The sequence below is a fragment of the Mesorhizobium sp. M0659 genome, assembly GCF_040320605.1.
Lineage (GTDB): Bacteria > Pseudomonadota > Alphaproteobacteria > Rhizobiales > Rhizobiaceae > Mesorhizobium.
In genome coordinates, this window is record NZ_JAMYPY010000016.1 from 76124 (window position 1) to 97781 (window position 21658).

At 63.3% G+C, this 21658-nt stretch carries 26 protein-coding genes; 4 read left to right on the forward strand and 22 right to left on the reverse strand.

Annotated features, from left to right (window positions below):
- Window positions 1-109 precede the first annotated feature (109 nt).
- On the forward strand, window positions 110-532 hold the full coding sequence (gene ndk, locus NKI31_RS23260; protein ID WP_192259008.1) for a nucleoside-diphosphate kinase: 423 nt from the start codon (window positions 110-112) through the stop codon (window positions 530-532).
- A gap of 65 nt (window positions 533-597) precedes the next feature.
- On the opposite strand, the gene NKI31_RS23265 is transcribed toward ndk, so the two are convergent.
- The 6 genes from NKI31_RS23265 to NKI31_RS23290 all read right to left on the reverse strand — a co-directional run bounded on the left by NKI31_RS23265 (window position 598) and on the right by NKI31_RS23290 (window position 5792).
- Complete coding sequence (locus NKI31_RS23265) at window positions 598-1365, reverse strand: YbaY family lipoprotein (RefSeq protein ID WP_352652625.1); 768 nt, start codon at window positions 1363-1365, stop codon at window positions 598-600.
- A gap of 86 nt (window positions 1366-1451) precedes the next feature.
- Complete coding sequence (locus NKI31_RS23270) at window positions 1452-1928, reverse strand: molybdenum cofactor biosynthesis protein MoaE (protein WP_352652626.1); 477 nt, start codon at window positions 1926-1928, stop codon at window positions 1452-1454.
- 2 nt (window positions 1929-1930) lie between these two features.
- The gene (gene moaD / locus NKI31_RS23275; protein ID WP_352652627.1) at window positions 1931-2188 is read right to left on the reverse strand and encodes a molybdopterin converting factor subunit 1; all 258 of its coding nucleotides are present in this window, start codon (window positions 2186-2188) and stop codon (window positions 1931-1933) included.
- Between the two features lies 1 nt (window position 2189).
- Window positions 2190-2786: a CDP-diacylglycerol--glycerol-3-phosphate 3-phosphatidyltransferase gene (gene pgsA, locus NKI31_RS23280; RefSeq protein WP_023673449.1), complete on the reverse strand. Its 597-nt coding sequence runs from the start codon at window positions 2784-2786 to the stop codon at window positions 2190-2192.
- Window positions 2787-2955: 169 nt separating this feature from the next.
- A complete protein-coding gene (gene uvrC / locus NKI31_RS23285; protein ID WP_023752534.1) occupies window positions 2956-5031 on the reverse strand; it encodes an excinuclease ABC subunit UvrC in 2076 nt (691 codons plus the stop codon).
- Window positions 5028-5792: an SDR family oxidoreductase gene (locus NKI31_RS23290; protein WP_352652628.1), complete on the reverse strand. Its 765-nt coding sequence runs from the start codon at window positions 5790-5792 to the stop codon at window positions 5028-5030. The genes uvrC and NKI31_RS23290 overlap by 4 nt, the downstream gene beginning before the upstream one ends.
- Before the next feature lie 411 nt (window positions 5793-6203).
- Here NKI31_RS23290 and NKI31_RS23295 point away from each other — a divergent pair, with 411 nt between their 5' ends.
- Window positions 6204-6854 (forward strand): outer membrane protein, encoded by a 651-nt coding sequence (locus NKI31_RS23295; protein WP_023673452.1) that lies wholly within the window; start codon window positions 6204-6206, stop codon window positions 6852-6854.
- A 63-nt stretch (window positions 6855-6917) separates the two neighbouring features.
- Here the strand turns inward: NKI31_RS23295 and NKI31_RS23300 are convergent, their stop codons facing one another.
- From NKI31_RS23300 to NKI31_RS23310, 3 genes are all read right to left on the reverse strand, one after another.
- On the reverse strand, window positions 6918-7514 hold the full coding sequence (locus NKI31_RS23300) for a glutathione S-transferase family protein (RefSeq protein WP_023689091.1): 597 nt from the start codon (window positions 7512-7514) through the stop codon (window positions 6918-6920).
- A gap of 339 nt (window positions 7515-7853) precedes the next feature.
- A complete protein-coding gene (locus NKI31_RS23305; RefSeq protein WP_352652629.1) occupies window positions 7854-8243 on the reverse strand; it encodes a hypothetical protein in 390 nt (129 codons plus the stop codon).
- Between the two features lie 581 nt (window positions 8244-8824).
- A complete protein-coding gene (locus NKI31_RS23310) occupies window positions 8825-9352 on the reverse strand; it encodes a DinB family protein (protein ID WP_352652630.1) in 528 nt (175 codons plus the stop codon).
- A gap of 62 nt (window positions 9353-9414) precedes the next feature.
- Between NKI31_RS23310 and NKI31_RS23315 the strand changes: the two genes are divergently transcribed.
- Window positions 9415-10038: a TetR family transcriptional regulator gene (locus NKI31_RS23315; protein WP_031193538.1), complete on the forward strand. Its 624-nt coding sequence runs from the start codon at window positions 9415-9417 to the stop codon at window positions 10036-10038.
- 96 nt (window positions 10039-10134) lie between these two features.
- Here the strand turns inward: NKI31_RS23315 and NKI31_RS23320 are convergent, their stop codons facing one another.
- The 5 genes from NKI31_RS23320 to NKI31_RS23340 form a co-directional block, all read right to left on the reverse strand.
- Window positions 10135-10581 (reverse strand): hypothetical protein, encoded by a 447-nt coding sequence (locus NKI31_RS23320; protein WP_023834761.1) that lies wholly within the window; start codon window positions 10579-10581, stop codon window positions 10135-10137.
- 155 nt (window positions 10582-10736) lie between these two features.
- Entirely contained in the window at window positions 10737-11135 is a 399-nt protein-coding gene (locus tag NKI31_RS23325; protein WP_023731121.1) for a VOC family protein, read from the reverse strand.
- Window positions 11136-11205: 70 nt separating this feature from the next.
- Window positions 11206-11631 carry a MarR family winged helix-turn-helix transcriptional regulator gene (locus NKI31_RS23330; protein WP_352652631.1) on the reverse strand — a complete coding sequence of 142 codons (426 nt, stop codon included), beginning with the start codon at window positions 11629-11631 and terminating at the stop codon, window positions 11206-11208.
- A 239-nt stretch (window positions 11632-11870) separates the two neighbouring features.
- Window positions 11871-12719, reverse strand: a complete 849-nt coding sequence (locus NKI31_RS23335; RefSeq protein WP_352652632.1) for a 23S rRNA (adenine(2030)-N(6))-methyltransferase RlmJ — start codon at window positions 12717-12719, stop codon at window positions 11871-11873.
- Between the two features lie 7 nt (window positions 12720-12726).
- Window positions 12727-13341: a hypothetical protein gene (locus NKI31_RS23340; RefSeq protein WP_352652633.1), complete on the reverse strand. Its 615-nt coding sequence runs from the start codon at window positions 13339-13341 to the stop codon at window positions 12727-12729.
- 182 nt (window positions 13342-13523) lie between these two features.
- Here NKI31_RS23340 and NKI31_RS23345 point away from each other — a divergent pair, with 182 nt between their 5' ends.
- Window positions 13524-14681 (forward strand): ATP-grasp domain-containing protein, encoded by a 1158-nt coding sequence (locus NKI31_RS23345; protein WP_352652634.1) that lies wholly within the window; start codon window positions 13524-13526, stop codon window positions 14679-14681.
- A gap of 58 nt (window positions 14682-14739) precedes the next feature.
- On the opposite strand, the gene NKI31_RS23350 is transcribed toward NKI31_RS23345, so the two are convergent.
- Genes NKI31_RS23350 through NKI31_RS23385 form a run of 8 tightly spaced genes read right to left on the reverse strand, consistent with a single transcriptional unit; the run spans window position 14740 to window position 21570 of the window.
- Entirely contained in the window at window positions 14740-15033 is a 294-nt protein-coding gene (locus tag NKI31_RS23350) for an addiction module antidote protein (RefSeq protein WP_023672747.1), read from the reverse strand.
- Window position 15034: 1 nt separating this feature from the next.
- Complete coding sequence (locus tag NKI31_RS23355) at window positions 15035-15322, reverse strand: type II toxin-antitoxin system RelE/ParE family toxin (protein ID WP_023727340.1); 288 nt, start codon at window positions 15320-15322, stop codon at window positions 15035-15037.
- Window positions 15323-15374: 52 nt separating this feature from the next.
- Entirely contained in the window at window positions 15375-16331 is a 957-nt protein-coding gene (locus NKI31_RS23360) for a Rieske 2Fe-2S domain-containing protein (RefSeq protein ID WP_352652635.1), read from the reverse strand.
- A gap of 44 nt (window positions 16332-16375) precedes the next feature.
- Entirely contained in the window at window positions 16376-17509 is a 1134-nt protein-coding gene (locus NKI31_RS23365; protein ID WP_352652636.1) for a GNAT family N-acetyltransferase, read from the reverse strand.
- Window positions 17506-18762, reverse strand: coding sequence for a F390 synthetase-related protein (locus tag NKI31_RS23370; RefSeq protein ID WP_352652638.1), 1257 nt, complete (start codon window positions 18760-18762; stop codon window positions 17506-17508). Before NKI31_RS23370 ends, NKI31_RS23365 begins: the two co-directional genes overlap by 4 nt.
- Entirely contained in the window at window positions 18759-19583 is an 825-nt protein-coding gene (locus NKI31_RS23375) for an MBL fold metallo-hydrolase (protein WP_352652639.1), read from the reverse strand. The genes NKI31_RS23370 and NKI31_RS23375 overlap by 4 nt, the downstream gene beginning before the upstream one ends.
- Window positions 19580-20584, reverse strand: a complete 1005-nt coding sequence (locus NKI31_RS23380) for an NAD-dependent epimerase/dehydratase family protein (protein ID WP_352652640.1) — start codon at window positions 20582-20584, stop codon at window positions 19580-19582. The genes NKI31_RS23375 and NKI31_RS23380 overlap by 4 nt, the downstream gene beginning before the upstream one ends.
- On the reverse strand, window positions 20581-21570 hold the full coding sequence (locus NKI31_RS23385) for a 3-oxoacyl-[acyl-carrier-protein] synthase III C-terminal domain-containing protein (RefSeq protein ID WP_352652641.1): 990 nt from the start codon (window positions 21568-21570) through the stop codon (window positions 20581-20583). The genes NKI31_RS23380 and NKI31_RS23385 overlap by 4 nt, the downstream gene beginning before the upstream one ends.
- Window positions 21571-21658: the final 88 nt, after the last annotated feature.

Genomic DNA, 21658 nt, shown 5'->3' on the forward strand with positions numbered 1-21658 from the left:
AACGCTGCCGGCGTCCCCTTGGCAATGGGCCGGGCGGCTTGTATAGAGCCCGCCACTCCCAATTCCACTCTTCATCACCCAATTCCTCTCTTCATCACAAGGATGACCAATGGCGATCGAACGCACCTTTTCCATGATCAAGCCGGACGCGACCCGGCGCAATCTTACCGGCGCCATCACCAGGATGCTGGAAGAGGCCGGCCTGCGCGTCATTGCCTCACGTCGGGTATGGATGAGCCGCCGCGAGGCCGAAGGCTTTTACGCCGTCCACAAGGATCGTCCGTTCTTCGGCGAACTGGTGGAATTCATGTCGTCGGCGCCGACCATCGTGCAGGTTCTGGAAGGCGAGAACGCCATCGCCAGGAACCGCGAAGTGATGGGCGCCACCAATCCAGCCAACGCCGCCGAAGGCACCATCCGCAAGGTGCACGCGCTGTCGATCGGCGAGAATTCCGTGCACGGCTCCGACGCGCCGGAAACCGCCGCCCAGGAGATCAAGTACTGGTTCTCGGACACCGAGATCGTCGGCTGAGCCGACCATCAGCTTTGAATCGAAAAGGCCGGCTCATTGCCGGCCTTTTTCGTTGCTGCCCGTGATCAACTCGCTGCGTTGAATCGCAAAATGTCGCGGCCGTCTTTGTCGGCGATGATCAGCTTGCCGCCATCGACACGGTATGACGCCGCCTTGGCGAGCGCCTCGAACATGGCCTTTTCCTCGGCCATGATCTCCGGCGCGCAGGCCTTGTAGGTCGAGCCGATGTCGCTGATGACGATGGTCTCGCCATCGACTTTGGCGGTGGCGAAATAGGCGTTGCACGGGCCGCTGCCGCCCGCCTTGCCGGCTTCGCTGACCCGGAACGTCGCCTGCGGCTCCGAAATCACGCCGATACCGTCGATATATTCGACTAGCCAGCTCTGGCCGGACAGCGAGGCCGAGGTCGGCTTGTCGCTCGGCGCCACCATTTTCAGCACAATGGCCTGCGGCGCCTCGCTGAGCGGATCGACCTGATAGCGCGAGTCCGTGAGGAACAGCAGCTTGTCGTCGGCGGTGATGCGCGCCTGCAGCGCATAGGTCATGTTGGGCCGGATCACCGTTGGATCGAAGCTGATCTCGAACTTGATCGGCACCTGGCCGGCCGGCGCTACCTTGCGCTCGCCGACAATGGCGGCCGGCGCATCGGCCAGCGATACATCGGCAAGTTGAACCGACAGCACGGCGTTGGGCGGCAGCGCGATGCGCTCGCGATATATCACCTCGCCCTTCAGGGTTTTCTCGGCGGCGACGGAAGGCTCGGGAACGGCCAGAACGCCGATAACCAGCGGCACAAAACCGAAGACGAAGAATTCGGCGATCCTGTCCAGCATGCCCTTGCTCCCTTTTGCCGGATGCGATTTGGCCAAGGGAATGCGGTCAATGGAAGGCGGCTGCATGGCATTATTCCGGCTGCGGATCAGTCCGCCCGCGACTGTGTCCAGCGCGCCGCAGCCTGGTCGTCGGCGTCCTTGGCCTCGACCCAGCCGCCATCGGTGCCGTCCACGCGGTGCTCCTTCTTCCAGAAGGGTGCACGCGATTTCAGGAAATCCATCAGGAAATTGGCCGCTTCGAACGCCGCCTGCCGGTGCGAGGACGCCGTCACCACCAGCACGATGTTTTCGCCCGGTGCGATCTTGCCGTGGCGATGGATGACGGTCAGCCCTTGCAGGGGCCAGCGCTGAAGTGCCTCGCGGGCGATGCGGGTGATTTCGGCCTCGGCCATGCCGGGATAGTGCTCGAGTTCCAGGGCCGACAGCTGGCCCTGCTCGTCGCGGCAAAGTCCTGAGAAGGACACCACGGCGCCGATGTCGGCGCGACCCTCGGTCAGTTTCGCGATCTCGGCGGCAACGTCGAAATCGTCGCGCTGGATGCGCACCGTCGGCGCGCCGGACATGGTCAGCCCCCGGTCATCGGCGGAAACAGGGCGATCTCGCGCGCGCCGGCTATCTTCTCGCGGTGCTCGACATGTTGCTGGTTGATGGCGACACGGATTACATCAGGATATTGCAGCGCGTGCTCATATTCCTCGCCGCGCGATTTCAGCCAGCGCAACAAATCGGCGACCGTCTCGATGCCCGCGGGCAATTCGACGTCTTCCTCAGGCTTGCCGATCCGTTCGCGCACCCAGGCAAAATAAATGAGCCGGGTGGTCATCTCACTCGTCCATGATGTGCTTGAGGCCGGCGCGGAAATAGTCGTAGCCGGTGTATAGCGTGACGAGGGCTGCGATCCACAGCAGCACCAGTCCGGTCTGCGTGGTCAGCGGGAAGATCTTGTCGCCGGCAGGCCCGGCCAGCAGGAAGGCGATGGCGACCATCTGGATGGCGGTCTTCCATTTGGCGAGCTGCGTCACCGGCACCGAGACTTTCAATGCCGCCAGATATTCGCGCAGCCCCGAGACCAGGATTTCGCGGCACAGGATGATGATTGCCGCCCACAGCGACCAGCCTGCGATGCCGGCATGGCGGTCGGTGTCGGCGGCGAGCAGCAGCAGGCAGGTGGCGACCAGCAGTTTGTCGGCGATCGGGTCCAGCATCTTGCCGATGTTGGACGTCTGCTGCCAGGCGCGCGCCAGATAGCCGTCGAGATAGTCGGTGATCGAAGCCAGCAGGAAGATGATCAACGCCGACCAGCGGGCGAAGTCGCTCGATTTCAGATGGCCCTCGAGAAAAAAGCACAGCACGACCAGCGGCACCGCGACGATGCGGGCGTAGGTAAGCATGTTGGGAAGGTTGAACGCGCGCTTGGCCATATCTCAGGGACTCTTTCTGCCTGCGTACTCAAATCAGAACCGGATGTAGGGGGTCAACAGGCGAGATTCGATTGGCCAGACGAAATAGCGTGCGATTGCGGGGATTCGAGTGGCCTCCGAGAAAGGAACGGCTGCTGCCATTTGATCGGGACAGCGGCGTCACCGGCGCTCAGCTCTCATGGAAATGATTGTAGACGAGCTTGGCGACCTGCTCTGAAATACCGTCGACCTTGACCAGATCCTCGACTGCCGCGCGGCTGACCGCCTTGGCGGTGCCGAAGGCCAGCAGCAGCGCGCGCTTGCGACCGGGACCGATGCCGGCGATCTCGTCGAGCGGGCTCTTGACCAATTCCTTCTTGCGTCGCGCGCGGTGCGAACCGATGGCGAAGCGATGGACCTCGTCGCGCAGCCGCTGGACGAAATAGAGCACGGGATCGCGGACGGGCAGCGAAAACGAGTCCCTGCCTCTGACGAAGAAACGCTCGCGGCCGGCATCGCGGTCCTGGCCCTTGGCGATGCCGATGGCCGCCACGCGATCCTCGATGCCGAGGTCGGCGAGGATCTTGCGCACCGCGCTCATCTGGCCCTGGCCGCCATCGATCAGGATGACGTCGGGCCAGGCCGGGAAGCTGCCGGAGATGTCTTCCTCGATGTCGTCGCCTGCTCCACCGGCTGCCGCGTCGTCGGGAACGACATCGCCATGTTCCTTCAGCAGCCGCGAAAAGCGCCGTTCCATCACCTCGCGCATCATGCCGAAATCGTCACCGGGCGTGATCTCGGTCGAGCGGATGTTGAATTTGCGGTACTGGTTCTTCACAAACCCTTCCGGCCCGGCGACGACCATGGCGCCAACGGCGTTGGTGCCCATAATGTGCGAATTGTCGTAGACCTCGATGCGCACCGGTGGCTTCGGCAGGCCGAAGGTCTCGGCAAAGCCGGCGAGCAGCCGGCCTTGCGTGGAGGTTTCGGCCAGCCGGCGGCCGAGCGCCTCGCGCGCATTCTGCAGCGCGTTGTCCGTCAAATCCTTCTTCTCGCCGCGCTGCGGCACCGAGATCGACACTTTACGGCCGGCCCGGGTGGACAGCGCTTCGGCCAGCAGTTCCTGATCCTGGACGCCTCGCGACAGCAGAATGTTCCGTGGCGTCGGCTTGTCGTCATAGAACTGCGCCAGGAACGAGCCCAGCACTTCCGCCCCCTCCAGTGCCGGATCGGCCTTGGGGAAATAGGCGCGGTTGCCCCAGTTCTGGCCGGTGCGGAAGAAAAACACCTGGATACAGACCTGGCCGCCCTCCTGATGGATGGCAAAGACATCGGCCTCGTCGACCGTGGCCGGGTTGATGCCCTGATGGCTCTGCACATGGGACAGTGCAGCCAACCGGTCGCGATAAATGGCGGCGCGCTCGAAATCGAGCTCCTGCGAGGCCTGCTGCATGGCGGCAGAGATTTCGGTCTTCACCTTCTGGCTGCGGCCGGACAGAAAATCCTTCGCCTCGCTGACCAGCTCGGCATAGTCGCCATGCGAGATTTCGCCGGTGCAGGGACCGGCACAGCGCTTGATCTGGTAGAGCAGGCACGGCCGGGTGCGGTTTTCGTAAAAGGAGTTGGTGCAGCTCCTGAGCAGGAACGCGCGCTGCAGCGAATTGATGGTGCGCCCGACCGCGCCGGCCGACGCAAAAGGTCCGAAATAGTCGCCCTTGCGCGAGCGCGCACCGCGATGCTTGTAGATGCCGGGCGAGACGTGATCGCCGGTCAACAGGATGTAAGGGAACGACTTGTCGTCCCGCATCAGCACATTGAAACGCGGCCGCAAGCGCTTGATGAGATTGGCCTCGAGCAGCAGCGCTTCGATTTCGGTGCGGGTGACGACGAACTCCATCGTCGATGTCTCGCGCACCATGCGGCCGATGCGGGCGGTGTGGAACCGGCCTTGCGCGTAGTTGGTCACCCGCTTCTTCAGGCTGCGCGCCTTGCCGACATAAAGCACGTCGCCGGCAGCGTTCATCATGCGGTAGACGCCGGGCGCATTGGGCAGCCGCTTGACCAATGTCTGGATGACCTCGGCGCCGACCATGCCGTCGGCGTCGCCGGCATGCGGCGCCCAGTCTATCGCTGTGAAGGCGACATCGGGCCCGGTGGCCTCGGGCTCGACGATCTCCTCGACCGCCTCATCCTCAAGGTCGATGTCGGGCGGCATATCGTCGGCGGCGCCGGCGCGCGTCTTGTGTTTCTGGTCTGCGGGACTCATTCCACCATGCCTGTCACATCCGGCGTCTGCCATGCAAGATGCTGGCCGCCGTCGAGCGCGATCATCTGGCCGGTCACCGAGCGCGCATCCCAGAGATAGCGAATGGTGGCGCCGAATTCGGCCAATTGCGGGCCGCGCTTCAGAATCAGGCCATCGACCTGCTTCTGGAAATCATCATCGTCCTGGCGCGCATTCTTCAGAGTCGGACCGGGTCCGATGGCGTTGACGCGGATGCGCGGACCGAGCGCCTGCGCCAGCATTTCGGTCTGCGTCCACAAGGCCGACTTCGACAGCGCATAGGAGAAATAGCGCGGCGTCGGCCGCCAGACGCGCTGGTCGATGATGTTGACGATCAGCCCCTCCTGCCCTGGCGGCAAGGCGCGGGCGAAGTTTTGCGCCAACAGCGCCGGCGTCTTCACATGGATGGCGAAGTGAAGGTCCCATGCCGCCCAGTCGAAGTCCTCGAAGCTATCGTCGACGAACAGCGACGCATTGTTGACCAGAAGCGTGACCGGGCCGAGCGCTGCCTCGGCGCGGCCGACGAGATCGCCAACCGCATCCATGTCGGTCAGATCGGCGGCTACCACGCCGGCGCGGGCGCCTCCGTCCCTGATGCTCGCAGCCAGCGCGTCGGCCTCGGCGGTCGAGCGGTTGGCGTGGATGGCGACGGCAAAACCGTGCGCGGCCAGATCCTCGACGATCGCCTTGCCGATCCGCTTCCCCCCGCCCGTCACCAGCGCCGTTCCGGCGGCTTCGATCATCTGTCAATCCTCAATCTGCGCCTCAATTCGGCTGGCGGCACATTGTGACGCGTCCAGGGGTTAAATGCCGTTTCCACCTGGGGCAGGAATGTGGCGAAACGGCTTTTTCGCCGCCGGCACCGCCCCGGATTCGGGTCGGCAGGACCGCAATATAGGACGCTGAACCCGTTGCACCAAGCCGAGTGCAGTGCAGCATCGCCTGCGTACTGACATTTCGCTGTTGCGAAGATGCAACGTCAAGCTTCGGCCTCATTCGTGCCGGGGAATGACCCATTTTCAGGTTCGCTGCCGCCGCATTTTGACACGACATTCGGAACCGTTGAGTGCCAGATCCGTTTCACCCCCCGGACGGGTTGATGGCGCTCAGGACAAACAAGCCTACGTGTCTTGTGGCTTAAGGAGTAAACAACAATGCAAACCAATCTCAAATTCGCGCCGCTCGCGGTTGCGCTCGGGCTCTTCGCCCTCAGCGGTACCGCTTTTGCTGCCGATGTCGTCTCGGAAGAGCCCCCGGCGCCGGCCCCGATCGCCGAGCTCCCCGTCGCTTCCTGGGCCGGCCCGTATGCCGGTCTCAGCGCCGGCTACGGCTTCAGCGGTCATGCCAAAGTCCAGGACGGCGGCCCCGACATCAAGACCAAGGGCTTTGTCGGCGGCGTTTTCGGCGGCTACCAGTGGCAGCAGGAAAACTTCGTGTACGGTGCTGAAGCCGATCTCGGCTACAATGGCGTCAAGGGTGACAGCGGCGGCGTCAATTCCAAGGGCGGCTTCGAAGGCTCGCTGCGCGCCCGTCTGGGTTACGCCGTGACCCCGGAAATCCTGCTCTACGGCACCGGCGGCGGCGCCCTGAAGAACCAGAAGGTCTCGGTCCCCGGCGACAGCGACAGCAACACCATGCTCGGCTGGACGGCCGGCGTCGGCACCGACATCAAGATCACCGACAATGTGTTCGGCCGTGTCGAGTACCGCTACACCGACTTCGGTTCCAAGAGCTTCGACAGTGTCGGCACCAAGGTCAAAGAGAGCGACAACCGCGTCACCTTCGGCGTCGGTATGAAGTTCTAACTGTCGTTCAAGCCACGACACAAGAAAGCCGGGCCTCGCGCCCGGCTTTTTTTGTTTCGCCCGTCAGGCCGGCACAGCCACCTTCAGCCCCGGAAACTTCTCATCGAAACGCGCTGCCCAGCGGGTCAGGCGGCCGCGGCCCTTTTCCCATTTGCCGGCGAAGCGCAGAGAGAGGTAGCCGAGGCAGGCACGCAACGCCAGTTGGCCAAGCGTGATCTTCTTCGGCAGCTTCGGCGGATTGGCGTTGAGGAAATCGAGTGCGGCGGTGATCTTGGTCCACTGGCGATCGAGCCAGGGTTGATAGACCATCTCCTCCGGACGCGTGCGCCGCTCATAGACCATCGACAGCGCGCAGTCGCATATGCCGTCGGCCAGCGCCTCCAGCACTTCGGCCTCGAGGCGCTTGTCGGCATTGCGCGGCAACAACAGGCTCTTCGAAGCGCGGTTGAGATGCTGAGTGATCGCGCGGCTGTCATGGATCGAGCGGCCGTCGTCGAGCACCAGCACCGGAATCTTGCCGAGAGGATTGGCTGACATCAGTTCAGCAGGCTTGTCCTCGGTCTTGACCGGAACGAGCTCGACGGCAATGCCGGCATGGAGTGCTGCCATGCGCACCTTGGAACTGTAGGGGGATGAGGACGCGTAGAGCAGCTTCGGCATGATCGGTTCCCTGTTTTCGGACGGCCAGTGCATGTCGCTCAAAAATGCGATTCCGGTCTTGAGAACGACGCGCGTAAAACAAAGGTCTAGAGCGTGTCGCCTGAACCCCATCGAATGCGACCGCCTTAGTGTTGGCCGATCTTCCCTGAGGGAGCAACTGCCAGAAGGGCAAAACCAGGCGGCCAATCCGCCGACAATGAAATCGCCAACATGTCTTACAGAAGTGGCGTCAATTTCGAGAGAACGACATGCATCAAAACAAGACCTAAATCACAACAAAAAAGCTCCCGGGAATCTGCCAGTCGGCAAAGTTCCCGGGAGCTTTGAGATGGACCGCTGTTACTTCTTCTTGGCGGCTGGCTTTTTGGCCGGTGCAGCCTTCTTCACAGCGGCCGTCGACTTGGCGGCGGCGGCCTTCATCGGAGCCTTGGCGGCGGGTTTTGCCGCTGCCTTGGCTGCCGGCTTCTTGGCGGCGGGCTTGGCTGCTGCCTTCGCAGCAGGCTTCGCCACAGCCTTGGCGGCCGGCTTCTTGGCGGCGGGTTTCGCTGCTGCCTTGGCGGCGGGTTTTGCTACTGCCTTAGCTGCCGGCTTTGCCGCTGCCTTGGCGGCCGGCTTTGCCGCTGCCTTCGGTGCTGCCTTCTTTACTGCTGCAGGTTTCGCGGCAGCTTTCAGTGCCGCTTTCTTTGCCGGCGCTTTCGCCGCCGGCGCCTTCGTCGTGGTCTTTGCCATGCGATGCCCCTTGCGTTTGTGCCGATGGCCGTGAGTGACCCGGCGAGCTAATGCATATCTGACTCGTGCGTATCTAGCCAGCGAAGCATTACATAGAATTTCGCAAATTAAGTTTCGGTTACGCTGAGAGCATTATCGCAATGATCGGCACAGAAATCGGCAAAGAATCTTCCCGCTTCGCAGCGAACTGTTGCGAGAGAAATCTCTGATATCGCGACTCACACGATCTTCTCGTCAAGCTCACATTCTCTTGCAACGCCGTCGATCTCACGCGGTCATCGGCGGCCTATCAGATGGCAACAATCATCGCACCGCAGAGGCTGATCTTGCTTCATCCCAACGGTTGCAGGAACAGCACTAAACTAGACGCGAGCTTTTTACTCGTATATCGAAAGTGGTTGGATGAAAGCCAGGAAAGACAGCACTTGAAGGACAGCCTGTTGTGTGTCGGACGTCTCCCAGACGAGAAGGGGGATCGCCAGCTTCGGCGCAAGAGATGCCTAACGGAAATGGGAAACGAAGATCGGGGAATCCTCCTCCCGGGAAGCCGCGATCCCTTGGAAGCCAAGGGGTGCAGGCCCCTAAGCGCCAACCCGCTCGCGCACCTGCAGCCGGCGCGAAGGCTCGGCGTGGTGGAGGTGGACGGCAAACGTATCCCACGGCGGCGCAATTCCGATCTGCATCAGGATCCGCCCGATCTCGCCGCGGTGATAGCCGCCATGCGTGACGACATGTGTCAGCATTTCCTGGCGTGACATCATCGCCCTGTCGCCGTCGGTGAAGGTGAAAGGCACAGGCTCTGACATGAGCTTTGGCGAGACGGCTTCGATATAGTCGAGATACCAACGATCCATCGCAGCGACATCAGCGCTCAATTCATCGAGTGCCGGTGTGTCCTCGGTGTTGTCGGACGCATAGCCATGACGCGTGCCGGAAAGATGCGCGGCGAATATCTTCGATACGACAAGGTTGTGGTTGATGAGACGGGTCGCCGTGTGGCGCTGATCGATATGCTCCTGCTGGTCGAGGCCCGCAAGCTTCTCCAGCAATTCACCGTTCGCCCAGGCTTGATAAACGAAGAGGTTGCGGAGCAAATCCAGCGCGTCCATGGTCTGTATCCTTTGCAAAAAATGTGAGTATGTTATCTATATTCTTGGCTGCTGGAGCAGACATGTCTACTCGCATTGCAAAGCCGCGCTCACGCATGCGCAAGCAGCCGCGCCAGGCGCGTTCGAGAGCGACGGTCGAGGCGCTCATCGAAGCCGGTGCTCATGTTCTGAGCGCGCTCGGCTGGGCCGGCTTCACCACCAACAAGGTGGCCGATGCGGCCGGCGTCAGCATCGGCTCGCTCTATCAATATTTTCCCGACAAGCTGTCGCTGGTCGAAGCAATTCGCCGGCGACATTTCGATCAGGTGCTGTCGGTGATCGCCGAATCAGCAGAAGGCGACAAGCCGCTCAAGCGATTCGCGCAGGAGCTGGTGCGCGGCATGATCGATGCGCACAGCATCCATCCGACGCTGCATCAGGTGCTGCTCGACGAGGCGCCGGGCGATCGCGGCTCACGCGCCGCCCATGCCTCGTTCCAGTCGCGCTATCTGGATCACTACACGGCGGCGGTGGCGCAATATCGCAGGCGCAGAAAGGACAATGAGACCGTGGCCCGGGTGCTGTCCTCAGCGGTCGAGGGCGTCATCCACAATGCCGCGCGGCGAGACATGCTCGACGCGCCGGAACTGCAGAAGCAGTTGGTCGAGCTGATCTGCGCTTACGTATCTGGTGGGAAGGCGATGTGAGGCAGCGGCAGCAGTTCGGAGATTGGCGAAACCGGAGCGACATCAGATCTCCCCCTTGCAGGAGATGGCAGGTGCAACGGCGGTTCTTATCCGACCTTAGCGCAGGACGCGGCAGCGGCCGTTGTAGACCATCCAGCGGTCGAAGCCCGAGACGCAGAATTCGACATTGTCGCCGATCGAGGCAAAACCCTGGCCTTCCTCGATCAAGTACCAGATGGTGCGGGCGCGGCCGTCGGAAAGGCTGACGGTGGCGCCGCAATAGCGGCGGCCGATCGGCCATTCTTCGCTGGCCGGGAGATAGCGATGCTGGTGGATGCGTTGGAAATCGGTGATCGAAACATCCGGCAGATGCGGCACGTGATGCACCTGGTAGGAGAAGCGGCTGGAGATTTTGCTTAGCACCCAGGCCTCGCCGCAAACGCCGCTGTCCTCGTCGGAATAGACGGAAAGATCGGCGGCCTGCGCTGGCTGGCCAAAGGGTGCGGCCAGCGGCGTGCAAAGCGAAATCAGGGCAGCAAGAGCGGATTTGGCAAAGCGAGTCATGGCAGCCTCTCAAAGGTCGACTGCGCCCACTTTGCGGATTCGGCGGCGCGCGGTCAAGCGGTCGCCCTGACGATGGTTTCCCGCTCCGCAACCGGTTTTGCCGGTGCGAAGCTGCGAAACCACGTCCTGACCTTCGAAAAAGCTCGCCTTGCCCATTAGGAAAAGCGGCCTGCCCATGGCCGGCGGGCCGCCGAAACCCGGTTCAGCCTTGCCAGGCTGCGATTGTACATGAAGCCATAATCCTGTTGGGCGTTAATGTCGGCGGCGCCGCCATTTTTCGCCGCCGCCTCGTTCATCGCATCGACCGCCGCGCGGCTGTCGCAGGACACGGCAAGCATGACCTCGCTCGAGGTGGCCGGCGGGATGGGGCGATCGGTGAACTGACGCCATTTGGCGTGGGTGAGCAGCATGACGTTGATCGTTTCGCTCAGCACCATGCAGGCTGCGGTGTCGTCGGTGAAGTGCGGGTTGTTGTCGAAGCCGAGGGCTTTGTAGAATGCCATCGACGCAGCGAGATCGGCGACGGGCAGGTTGACGAAGATCATGCGGGGCATAGGGTCTCCTTGACAGTACACAGTTGAAACCGGACCGGCGTTTCGCCGGACCATCCTCCGATGCCTTCTCTCAACGCACCGGTTTTGCTTTGCCGCGCACCCTCTCGGTCTGCGCCTTCTGCATCGCTTCGACCTCTTGATAAGCCGAGCAAAAACTGCATCTCGGCCGCCGAATATTCTCCAGCAATGCGGCGCCCGCCTCGAGGATCGGATGGTAGCAGCGCCGGACGAGTTCCTCGGTCTTCTTGCCCGCCGCGACCATGACCTTGCGCCTGTCATCGGGATCCGGCTGGCGGCTGACGAAGCCGCGCTTTTCCAGCCGGTCAATCAACGTCGTAACCGCCGCCGGCGTGAGATTTGTCTCCCTCGCTACGACGTTTGCCGGCCGCGGGCCGTGACTGATCGCGCCGAGACAGCGGCGCTCGGCAGCGCTCAGCACATAGATTTCGGCAACGGTCCCATCGAACGTTTCAACGGCATCCTGCCGGCGCGACATCGCGAAGCCTATCGCGTTGACCAGTTCCTTTTTTGTCGATCTTGGCTTCGATTCGAAATCTAATAATTAGACATCTATCTATCTGATTCTGGGATTAGCGTCAACCCCAAGCCGATTAGATGTGCATCTCCATGGTTTCGGTTCGTTGAACACAGCTGAGCATTCGCGGATGGCGCCACCGTCAAATCTTCTAGCGACTTTGTGTCTTTGCCGCGGGCGTCGCCCGCTGCGAAGCGTCGCTACTCCCCGGCCAGCCATTCCAGCGACCAGTGCGCCGGCTTTTCGACCGCCAGCAATCTGTGCAGGACCGGCAGCACGATGCGCAGTTCGCGCTCCAGCGTGAAGGGCGGGTTGACCACCACCATGCCGCTGCCGTCGAGGCTTGGTTCACGCGATGCCGGCCGGATCTCGAACTCGATGTCGAGCAGTTTTGGGACGCCGGATTGCTTGAGCGCCTTGCGGAAGGCGATGATCGCTTTGCGATCCTTGATCGGATACCACAGCGCGTAGATGCCACCCGGCCAGCGCCTGTGCGCTTTCTGCATGCCGTCGACCAGGCGGTCGAATTCGCCCGCTTCCTCGAACGGCGGATCGATCAGCACAAGGCCGCGCTTTTCCTTTAGCGGCAGATGCGCGCCAAGCGCCAGCCAGCCGTCGAGTTCGATCACCCTTGTCTGGAAATCGCCGGCAAACAGCGTCTTCAGCCTGGCGGCATCTGCGCCGTGCAGTTCGATCGCCGACAACCGGTCCTGCTTTCGCATGAGGTGCCTGGCGATCAATGGCGAGCCCGGATATTTCTTCACCCCGCCATCGGGATTGAGCGAACGCACCGCTTCAAGATAGGGGGCAAGCAGCGCAGCCGCCGATTTTTCGATCGGGGCGTGGATGAGGCGGCCGATGCCGCCTTGCCATTCGCCGGTCTTTTGCGCTTCCGCCGACGAAAGATCGTAGCGGCCAATGCCGGCATGAGTGTCGACGACACGGAACGCCTTGTCCTTCTGCTTCAGATAGTCGAGCAGAAGGCTGAGCACGACATGCTTGACGACGTCGGCGAAATTGCCGGCGTGATAGGCGTGACGGTAGTTCATGCTGCGCTCATTTCGAGGAGCCTCTGCCCCAACGCGGCGGTGGCGGCTTCGAGTTCGGGTTCTCCGGCCGGCGACCGCCGAAAGCCAGAGCAAGCAGGAAGCCGATCAGGCCGACGGCTATCAGCCCATAGCCAACCGGCCGTGCGCGTTGATCGATCTCACCGGCGCCGGAGCGCAGTATCAGATCCACTGCGCGTATCGGGATATCGTCGGCGTCGCCCGGGCCGGCGGTGAAGAGATAGGCGCCGGGACTGACGGTTTCGATCACGCCGGCCTCGTCGCGAAAGATCTTGTCGGGCAGTTGCGGGCTGACCTGGCGCGGATTGTCGGCGTGGTTGAATTGCAGCGTCGAGGCAAGCACCGTGCGCCCGGCTGTGGCGGCAGTCAGCGTCAGCACGGTGCGCTGCTGCGAGACAATGCGCTCGGCCTTTGCCGTCAGGTCGACCAGCACTCTGACCGGCGCGTCGCCAGCTTTCAGCGTCACCGTCACAGGCCTAAACCGTCCCTGGTCGTAGACGCGCCAGGTGCCGATCTCGTGGCCGGAGAAATTGCTCATGGCCCAGGGATAGACGAAGCCAATGGCGGCGCCGGCAAGCAGTATCAGGACAAACAGAAAGCGCATTGAGGAGATCCGGGTGTTCGACAGATTGCCAATAACGCCCTGAAGGCCAAAAAGCGATGGCTGACGCAGCGGAGCCACCTTTGTGGAGTCCGTTGGCGGCACGCAAGCCATGTGGCACTTATGGCGAATGAAGCCTTCCGCAGAAGCATTGACTCGTCTTTTCCAACCGATGCCGGTGGCTCATGCCCAATAGCACCGTGCTGATCACCGGTGCCCGCGCGCCGGTGGCGCTGCACTTGGCGCGGCTGCTGCATGGCGCCGGTTGCCGGGTGATCCTGGCCGACAGCCCGGCCCGGCCGATCGCCGCAGGGAGCACGGCCTGCGCCGCCTACAATCGCCTGCCGCCGCCGCGCTTTGCCGCCGACGCCTATGCCAAGGCGGTGGAAGCGCTTGTCCGCGCGGAAGGCATCGAACTCGTTATCCCGACCTGCGAGGAAGTCTTTTATCTCGGTCGTCTCTGGCAGCACCGCGCCATGCCGGCCCGCCTCTTCGCACCCGAGATGGCGATGCTCGCCCGCGTTCACGACAAGCATGCCTTCATCCGGCTGGCGCAGAGCCTTGGGCTCGACGTGCCGGAAACGATACTGCTGCAAAGCGAGGCCGATCTCGACGGCGTTCGTGGCCAATCGCGCGAATTGGTGTTCAAACCTGTGTGGTCACGTTTTGCCCGTGACGTACTGCTGCGGCCATCGCCGGACGAACTCGACGCCGTCCGCCCCTCGCCCGCCGCTCCTTGGGTGGCGCAGCGCTACATCGCAGGTGAAGAGATCAGCGCCTATGCGGTGGCGGTCGAGGGTGAACTCAAAGCGCTGGCGCTCTACAGTTCGCTCTATCGCGCCGGCATGGGCGCCGGCATCTGTTTCGAGCCAGTCGGGGATGCGGCTGCCCGGCGCTTCGTCGAAACCTTCGTCGCCGGTGCCGGCTGGACCGGCCAGATCTCCTTCGACCTGATGCGCGAGAATAACGGCACGGTGCTGCCACTGGAGTGCAATCCGCGCGCCGTGAGCGGCCTGCACTTCTTTCGCGATCCGCGGCGCTTCGCCGACGCGGTCCTGGAGGATGGCGCCGAGGTGAAGCCCGACGTGACGGCGCCGCAGACGGTGAGGCTTGCGATGTGGATCTACGGGATGCCGGCGGCACTGCGCTCCGGTGGTCTCGGCAGCTTTCGCCAGGCGATGCACGATGCCGATGAGCTGCTCGACTGGCCGGGCGACCCCGCGCCGAAGCGGGCGCAGTGGCGCACGCTGGCCGAGATCGCCGGCACAGCACTGCGCCAGCGCATCAGCCTTCAGGCTGCGTCGACGCGCGATATCGAGTGGAATGGGCCGGAGCAGGACTAGTCGAGTTGAAGCGGAACTTCCCGTTTTCAGCTGAGTGCGTAAGTCCTGCTAAGGTTGCCTAAACGGGATTAACTGGCTTTGCGGACAATTGCAGGCCAAGCGCCTTGGTTACGCCCAGCAATGTACTGAGGCGCGGATCGCCCTTTTCGCTCAGCGCCTTGTAGAGTGCCTCTCGGGTCACGCCGGCGTCCTTCGCTATGCTTGTCATGCCGCGGGCGCGCGCGACAATGCCGAGGGCGTGCGCAATATAAGTCGCGTCCCCGGTCTCGAACGCATCAGCGAGCAGTTCGGCTTGAGACTCAGCATCATCAAGATATTCGGCGGCGTCGAATGGTGTGGTTCTGAGGGTCATATCAAACTTCCTTTGCCATTTTCCTGGCTTTTCCGATGTCCCTGTCCTGCGAGCCTTTGTCACCGCCGCAGAGCAGGATAATGACCGTGTTGCCGCGCCGGACGAAGTACACGCGGTATCCCGGACCGTAATCTACGCGCAATTCTCCTATGCCATCGAAGAACTTGGCGTCTCCCGCCAGCCCAGCCTGAACGCGGACAATCCGTTGGGTGATCTTCTTTACGGCGCGAATGTCCGTGAGCCCTCTGAGCCATTTTCGGAATTCGTCAGTGGATCGAACTTCGATCATCCGTGAACTATAATTTACAGCAGAACTGGAATCAAGTGCCGTGAACTTTAGATTACAGCTCGATTTGGTGCACCCGCGGCTCTGCCGCCGCCGGTGGCATCTTGCCGTCGATGATCGCCGCTATGTCGCGGCGCAGGAAATCCAGCGGGCCGATCGCCGGCTGAACCTGCGGCGATATACGGGCGTTGTCGCTGGCCGATTTCAGCGCACGGCGATCCTGCTGCAGGGCAAAGGCAAAGAGCGGCCGGAAAGCAAGCGCCTTGAGTTCGCCGAACAGGCCCTGTCGCGGGCCGATCAGCCAGCCGACGCCTTCGACGGTCCGTTCGTCCGCCTGACGCAAATGGAAAGTGGTCGCCAGCGCCAAGCCGCCCTTGCCCCAATATTCGAGTTCGACGATGCCGGGATGTCGGTAGCGGCCGATGGTCCTGGCGCGCTCGCCTTCCAGCAGCCGGCTGACCAGCCCCTGTTGGCGGTCCTCGCCGGTGTAGCAGCTTTCGACCCAGCCCTTGCCGCCGGTCACCTCGACGCGCACGAGATGGCGCTTTGCGGTCAGGCCGCGCAGCACACCCTTGTGGGTGAAGTGGGTGTGAGTGGCGTCGAGAATGTTCTCGGCGGCGTCGAGCACCGTCGATCGCGCCGAGCTTCGCACCCGCTTCACGACGACATCCTTGCCTTGCATGCAATGGAGATAGGGCTCGCCCTCAGGCGTGCCTGCCGAGACGAAGACGACGCCGTCGCGCTCGATCGCGCTGTAGCGGCGGACACGGTAATGCGGGACGTCGCCGACATGGCCGGGAATGGCGGTACAGCGCCCTTCCCCATTGTAGCGCCAGCCATGATAGGGACATTCGATCTCGCCACCGACGACCTTGCCGGTCGAGAGTTCGACCAGGCGGTGAGCGCAGCGGTCGAAGAGGGCTGCAATCCCCTGCGCCGAGCGGAACAGCACCAGCGGCGTGCCATCGAACAGGATGCGCTTCGGCTTGCCTTTGATATCGACTGACCGCACTACCGCCTGCCAATAGTCTTTGTCTTTTTGCTGCCGGGCTTCGCTCAAAGTTCAAATCTCCTAAGCAGAGGGATGCCGATCTTCGCGAGCACAGATTCCATGATACGCACTGCAGCGCGCTGGCGGCGCCGAAGATGGCCGGCATAGACGGCGTTGTACTCCACCGTTGCCACGGCGCCGCGCAAGCGTTTGAAGGCGGCGGCACCGGCGCTCATGTTGAAGAACAGGCCGTGCACCATCGCATGATCCTGAGCCAGCGCCATCATCATGCGGTAAAGGCCTTCGCTCACCGGGAGGCCGGTGTCGTAGCCGACGATGGGCTGCGTCAGTGTCCTGCCGTTCTGAGACAAAGCGGCGACGGCGACCAGTTCACCGCCGGGACGACGCAGGCCTGCCAGTTGCAGGATGCCGCGACGGTGCGTCTCGCCGATATAGCGGGCGGTGTAGTGCGGGTTGAGCGGCGTGTATTTGTCGAGATAGAGCATCCGGTAGAGCGCTTCGGCGCGCGCATAGTCGGCCTCGGTGAAGTCGCCATTGCCGACCCGCTCGAACGGCGTCGTGCGCAGCCGCTTGCGGTCGCGCTTCATGTCGTTGGTCATGACCGAACCGCGGCCGGCGAAGATGTAGATTTGCCGCGCCGCCAGCATTCGAAAACCCTCCGCCTTCAGCGCTGCGATTGTCGAGGGATCGGCGATCTCGTTCAGGGAGCGGATGAGAACAGCGCGATCGGGAAAACGCGCCGTGAGATCGTCGCGGATCGCAGCGACCGCGTTGCGATCGAGCAGCGGCACCGGATTGGTCGAATAGAGCCAGTTGTTGACCTGAACCTGATGGTCGAGGCCGCTCATCCTGACCAGCGGCGCGCACAGGCCAATCAACATGCGGATCGCTCTTTGCAGCATGGGCGACGAGACGAAATTGCGGGTCTCGTCGATGGCGTAGTCGATATAGGCGCTGGACGGGCAGCAGACATAGCAGTTCGGCGCCTCGCTTCTGTCGTTCAGCGTCAGTGGAAAGAAGCGGCCAGCGATCTCGAGGGCCTCGACGGCGACCGTCAGATTTCGCACGAGGTCGCGCACCGGCACCTCGTTGAATAGCTGAACGAAGGCTTCGACCTCACGCGGGTTGTTTTCAACCTGGTCCAGTTGAGCGACTGGCAATGCGGCAGGCCGATTCACGTCCTCATCCCCAGTCGGCATTCTACACGGCGCAGTTTACGGCTGGTCTCCAGCGGCAGGCTCTTGCGCAGGAGGCTGACTCTCACCGTCGCCTGGCGCGCGGCCAGTAGCGTTCGCACGGCTGCATGCGCGGCAGTGGCGGCTTCGTCGGCGAGCTTGGGCGCAAGTCTAAGTTCGATGACGTCGGCAGCGGTCTGGACCAGGCGGAAATCGTCGATGCGCCGGTCGGCCTTGAGCACCGCATTGCGTAGTATGTCGGGCGTGACGAGGAGCTGCCCGTGCGGCGAGGCGAGCCGGAAAGCGTCGTCCATGCGGCCGACGATCTCGTCCAGCGTGCGCAGCGGCGAGCCGCAGCGGCATGGCTTTTCGGACAGCCGCAGCAAGTCGTTCATCCGGTAGCGCGCCATGATCTGGGTCCGGCGGCGAAAGGCGGTGATCAGCGGCATGACCAGGCCGTCGCCGGCCGGTTCGAACTCGAAGAACACCGAATCCTCGGCCAGATGCAGCCCGCCCTGGCGGCAGGTGACGGCGAACAGCCCTTCGGTCGCCATGTAGATCTGGTCGACCTGACCACCAAAGAATGCCTGGATGACCGGCCGGTCAACCGGGTCGAGCGTTTCGGCGGCGCTGAAGACACGCTGCGGCTTGAGCCGAAAGCCCTCGGCCGCGAAGTGCCGCAGTATCTTCGGTGGCGCGATGATCACCGTCGGCGCGAAATCTTCGAGAGCGCCGCGCCAGCTCTCCGGACCGCGCGTCAGATCGAAGAAGCGCAGGTCGATACGCCGCGATTTGCGCGCGCTATCGTAGAGCCCGGTGTTTTGCGGCAGGATCACCGCAACGCGCTGCCGGCGCCAGAGCAGATCGGGCACGGCTTTGGCCAGGATGGTGCCCAGCCAGCGGTATTTTTCCGCCTCGGAAATGACGAACAGGCCACGATTGCCCGACGTGCCGGTGCTGGAGCCGACAGTCAGCTCGCCAATGCGGCTATCGCCGGCCTGCGCCTTCCAGGCCTCGGCGGCCGAGACGCCATGAATGTTGAAGCGCTCGAAATTGCCCATCACCGTCGCCTTGTCGGTCACCGGCAGGTCGCCGAGAAGACGCGGCGCCTTGCCGTAGAACGGCGCGCGCGGCAGGTCGCGGTCGAGAAAGCGGCGCAAGGCTTGCGCCTGCCAGCGCTCGAAACTCTCGCGGCTTTTGCGCGAAACCCATTGCGTCAGCGCAAACGAGCGGATCGCTTCGGCCGGCCCGTTCACGCGCTCTCTCCGGCCACATCGTAGGCCGTCACCGCCGGATCATGACAAAGAACAACCTCGCCGCCGGTCGCCAGAAACCGACGCAACATTACGCTGGTCGGCTCGATCGCGGCGGCATCCTCGGCCAGCAGGGTTGCAGGCAGACCGGGAGTTCGGTTTTCCACCAATGCTCTGATCAGCCATTGCGCATCGACGGCGTAGAGCAGCGGCCGCTCCAGATTGGGGAACAAAAGGCCGAACTGGCCATCGGCATGGCCGGGCAGATCGACTGCGACGACGCTGCCGTCGCCGAACAGATCGGCGCCGCCCGGTACGCCGCCACGCGGCTCGACCTGCCGCTTCGACGACAGCCCGTCGAGTCGGGCCTCGAAGTCAGACGGGAACAGTTCCTTGAAGACGCCATGGCGCAGATTCTGCCGGGAAGTCTTGGCCTTCGCCCGCGCCCAGGCGGTGTCATTGGCGATAAGCCGAGAGTTGGGAAACAGCGACAGGCCCGACATGTGGTCGGCATGGAAATGCGTGACAATGACGGTGCGCACGTCCTGCGGCGAGAGGCCGAAGCGCGCCAGTACCGCGAGCGGCTGCTCGGCTTCGTTGAGCTGGGGCCGGAGGATCGCACTGTAAAGACGCAGCGCCGTGCTGCGCCCACTGCCTTGTGTCACATGCGGCGTGTAGCCGGTATCGATCAGGACGGGGCCGGCTCGCGGATGCATGATCAGGCCGTAGCGGACACGTAGCCTGACCTTCGCCCAGCTGCCGCCGCGCAGGATCAGGCGCTCGGCTGCGCTGACAGAGGCGCTGTTGGCGAAGACGATCTTCACGCTGCCCTCCTGCTTTCCATCGCCTTGCCGAATGTGCGATCGAGCCCTTCCTCGAACGACACTTTCGGCGCCCAGCCGAGGATGCGGCCTGCCTTGGAAAGATCGAGGCTCTGCGCATAGGCGAACAGGCCAAGACCGTAGCGCGTCACCGGCGGTTCCGGGCGGCCGGGCAATATATTCGCTACCGTCTCCGCTATCCCGGCCGCCAGCATGGCGGGCCAGAGCGGCATTCTGCGCCAGCGCGGCTGCACGCCGGCGCGGGCGCAGGCCGCCTCGGCAATGCGGCGGACCGGCACCACTTCGCCGCCGGAGATGTTGAATATCTGTTCCTCGGCAGCGCTGCCAGCGGACAGCGCGGCAAGCACCGCATCGACGACATCCTCTATATAAGTGAGATCGATGCGCGCCTTGCCGTCGCGAAACAGCGGCAGCGGGCGCTGCCGTGCCACCTGCAGCAGACGCGGCAGCAGCGTGCGGTCGCCGGGACCGTAGAGGCCGCGCGGCCGCAGCACCACCGGGCTGATCTCAGGCGCCGCCAGCACGATCTCCTCGGCCTGCCGCTTGGTGCGGGCATAGTGGTTGACCGGAGGGGGCAAGGCCGCATTCTCGGAAACTCCGAGCTGGTCGCGATAGGCGAAACAGACCGTCGGGCTGGAGATATGGACGAAGCGGCGCACGCCTTGCCCGCGCGCGAAATCGCTGAGGTTGCGGGTAGCTGTGACATTTGCCGTCTGGAAATCCGCCAACCTGCCGAAGGGCGCGGAAAGTGCCGCGCAGTGGATGATCGCATCGACGCCGTCGAGAGCGCGCGCGGCAGCTGCATCGAATGGTTGAGACAAATCGAGCCGAACGACCCGATGACCAGCGGCTTCGAGCGCCGCGCAGCGTTTGGCGTCCCTGCCAAGACCCAGCGCCGGTGTACCCAGTGCCGCCAGCCGCGCCATGATATGCGCGCCGAGGAAGCCGCTGGCGCCGGTGACGAGGACGCGTCCCACGGTCATGCTTCCAGCGCCATGCCGCCGAACGACACGCCGGCCGAGGTGCCGAGGAACAGCACCTTGGCGCCCGGCACAATGCGTTGTTCGCGGCGCGCGACGTCGAGCGCAAACGGGATGGAAGCGGCGATCTGATTGCCGTAGCGCGCCGCGATGTCGACGAGCTTTTCCCTGGCGAAGCCGGTCTGACGCGCCATGTGGGCGAGCGCCAAAGGGCTCGCCTGATGCGGCACGACGAGGTCAACATCGTCGTGCCGCCAGCCGGCGCGATCGAGCAACTCCGCTACAAAGCCGTTGAAATGGCGTGACGTGACGCGAAACAGTTCCTTACCCTCCATGTGGAACAGGCTGTGGCGGGCAAATTCCTCAGGCTCACGATGAAAGTCGAACCGGGTGCCGCCGGAGCCGATGCTGCAGGCCTCATAGGCGGAAGGGTAGGTGCGCATCAGGTTGGCCGCGACTCGACCCTCGGCAGGGGCTGCCTGCTGCAGCACGGCGGCCGCCGCGCCATCGCCGAAGAGGGCAGCAATTTCCGGCTGGTCCTGCCACGGCAGGGCGCGCGAGGCGATTTCAGACGAGAACACCAGCGCCGTCCGGCATTGCCCGGCCTCGATCAGGCGCGACGCGGTCTCGAAGGCTGTGAGGAAGCCGAGGCAGGTGCTGTTGACGTCGAAAGCGGCCGCCGACCCATCGGCAAGGCCGAGGCGCTGCATGACCAGCGGCGCCGTCGACGGCAACGGCTGGTAAGGCACGCCGCAACCGCCGATGACCAGATCGACACTGCCTGTCTCAAGTTCGGCATCGGCAAGCGCCAGACGGGCTGCGGCACAAGCAAGGTCGACCTGCGATTCGGCCTCGCAGACATAGCGTTCGATGATGCCGGTCGCGGCCTCGAAATGTCCATCGCCATACCCCAGCCGCGCATCGAGGGCGCGCGACGTCACGCATCGAGCCGGCACGGCCCGCCCGGTTCCGATGATCCTGATCCGCATTCTCAGCCCGCCCAATGAGCCTGCATCCAGTCAATCCATAAAACGGATCCAATGTGATGGCCATCATCAAGACGAATGCGTGGGAACT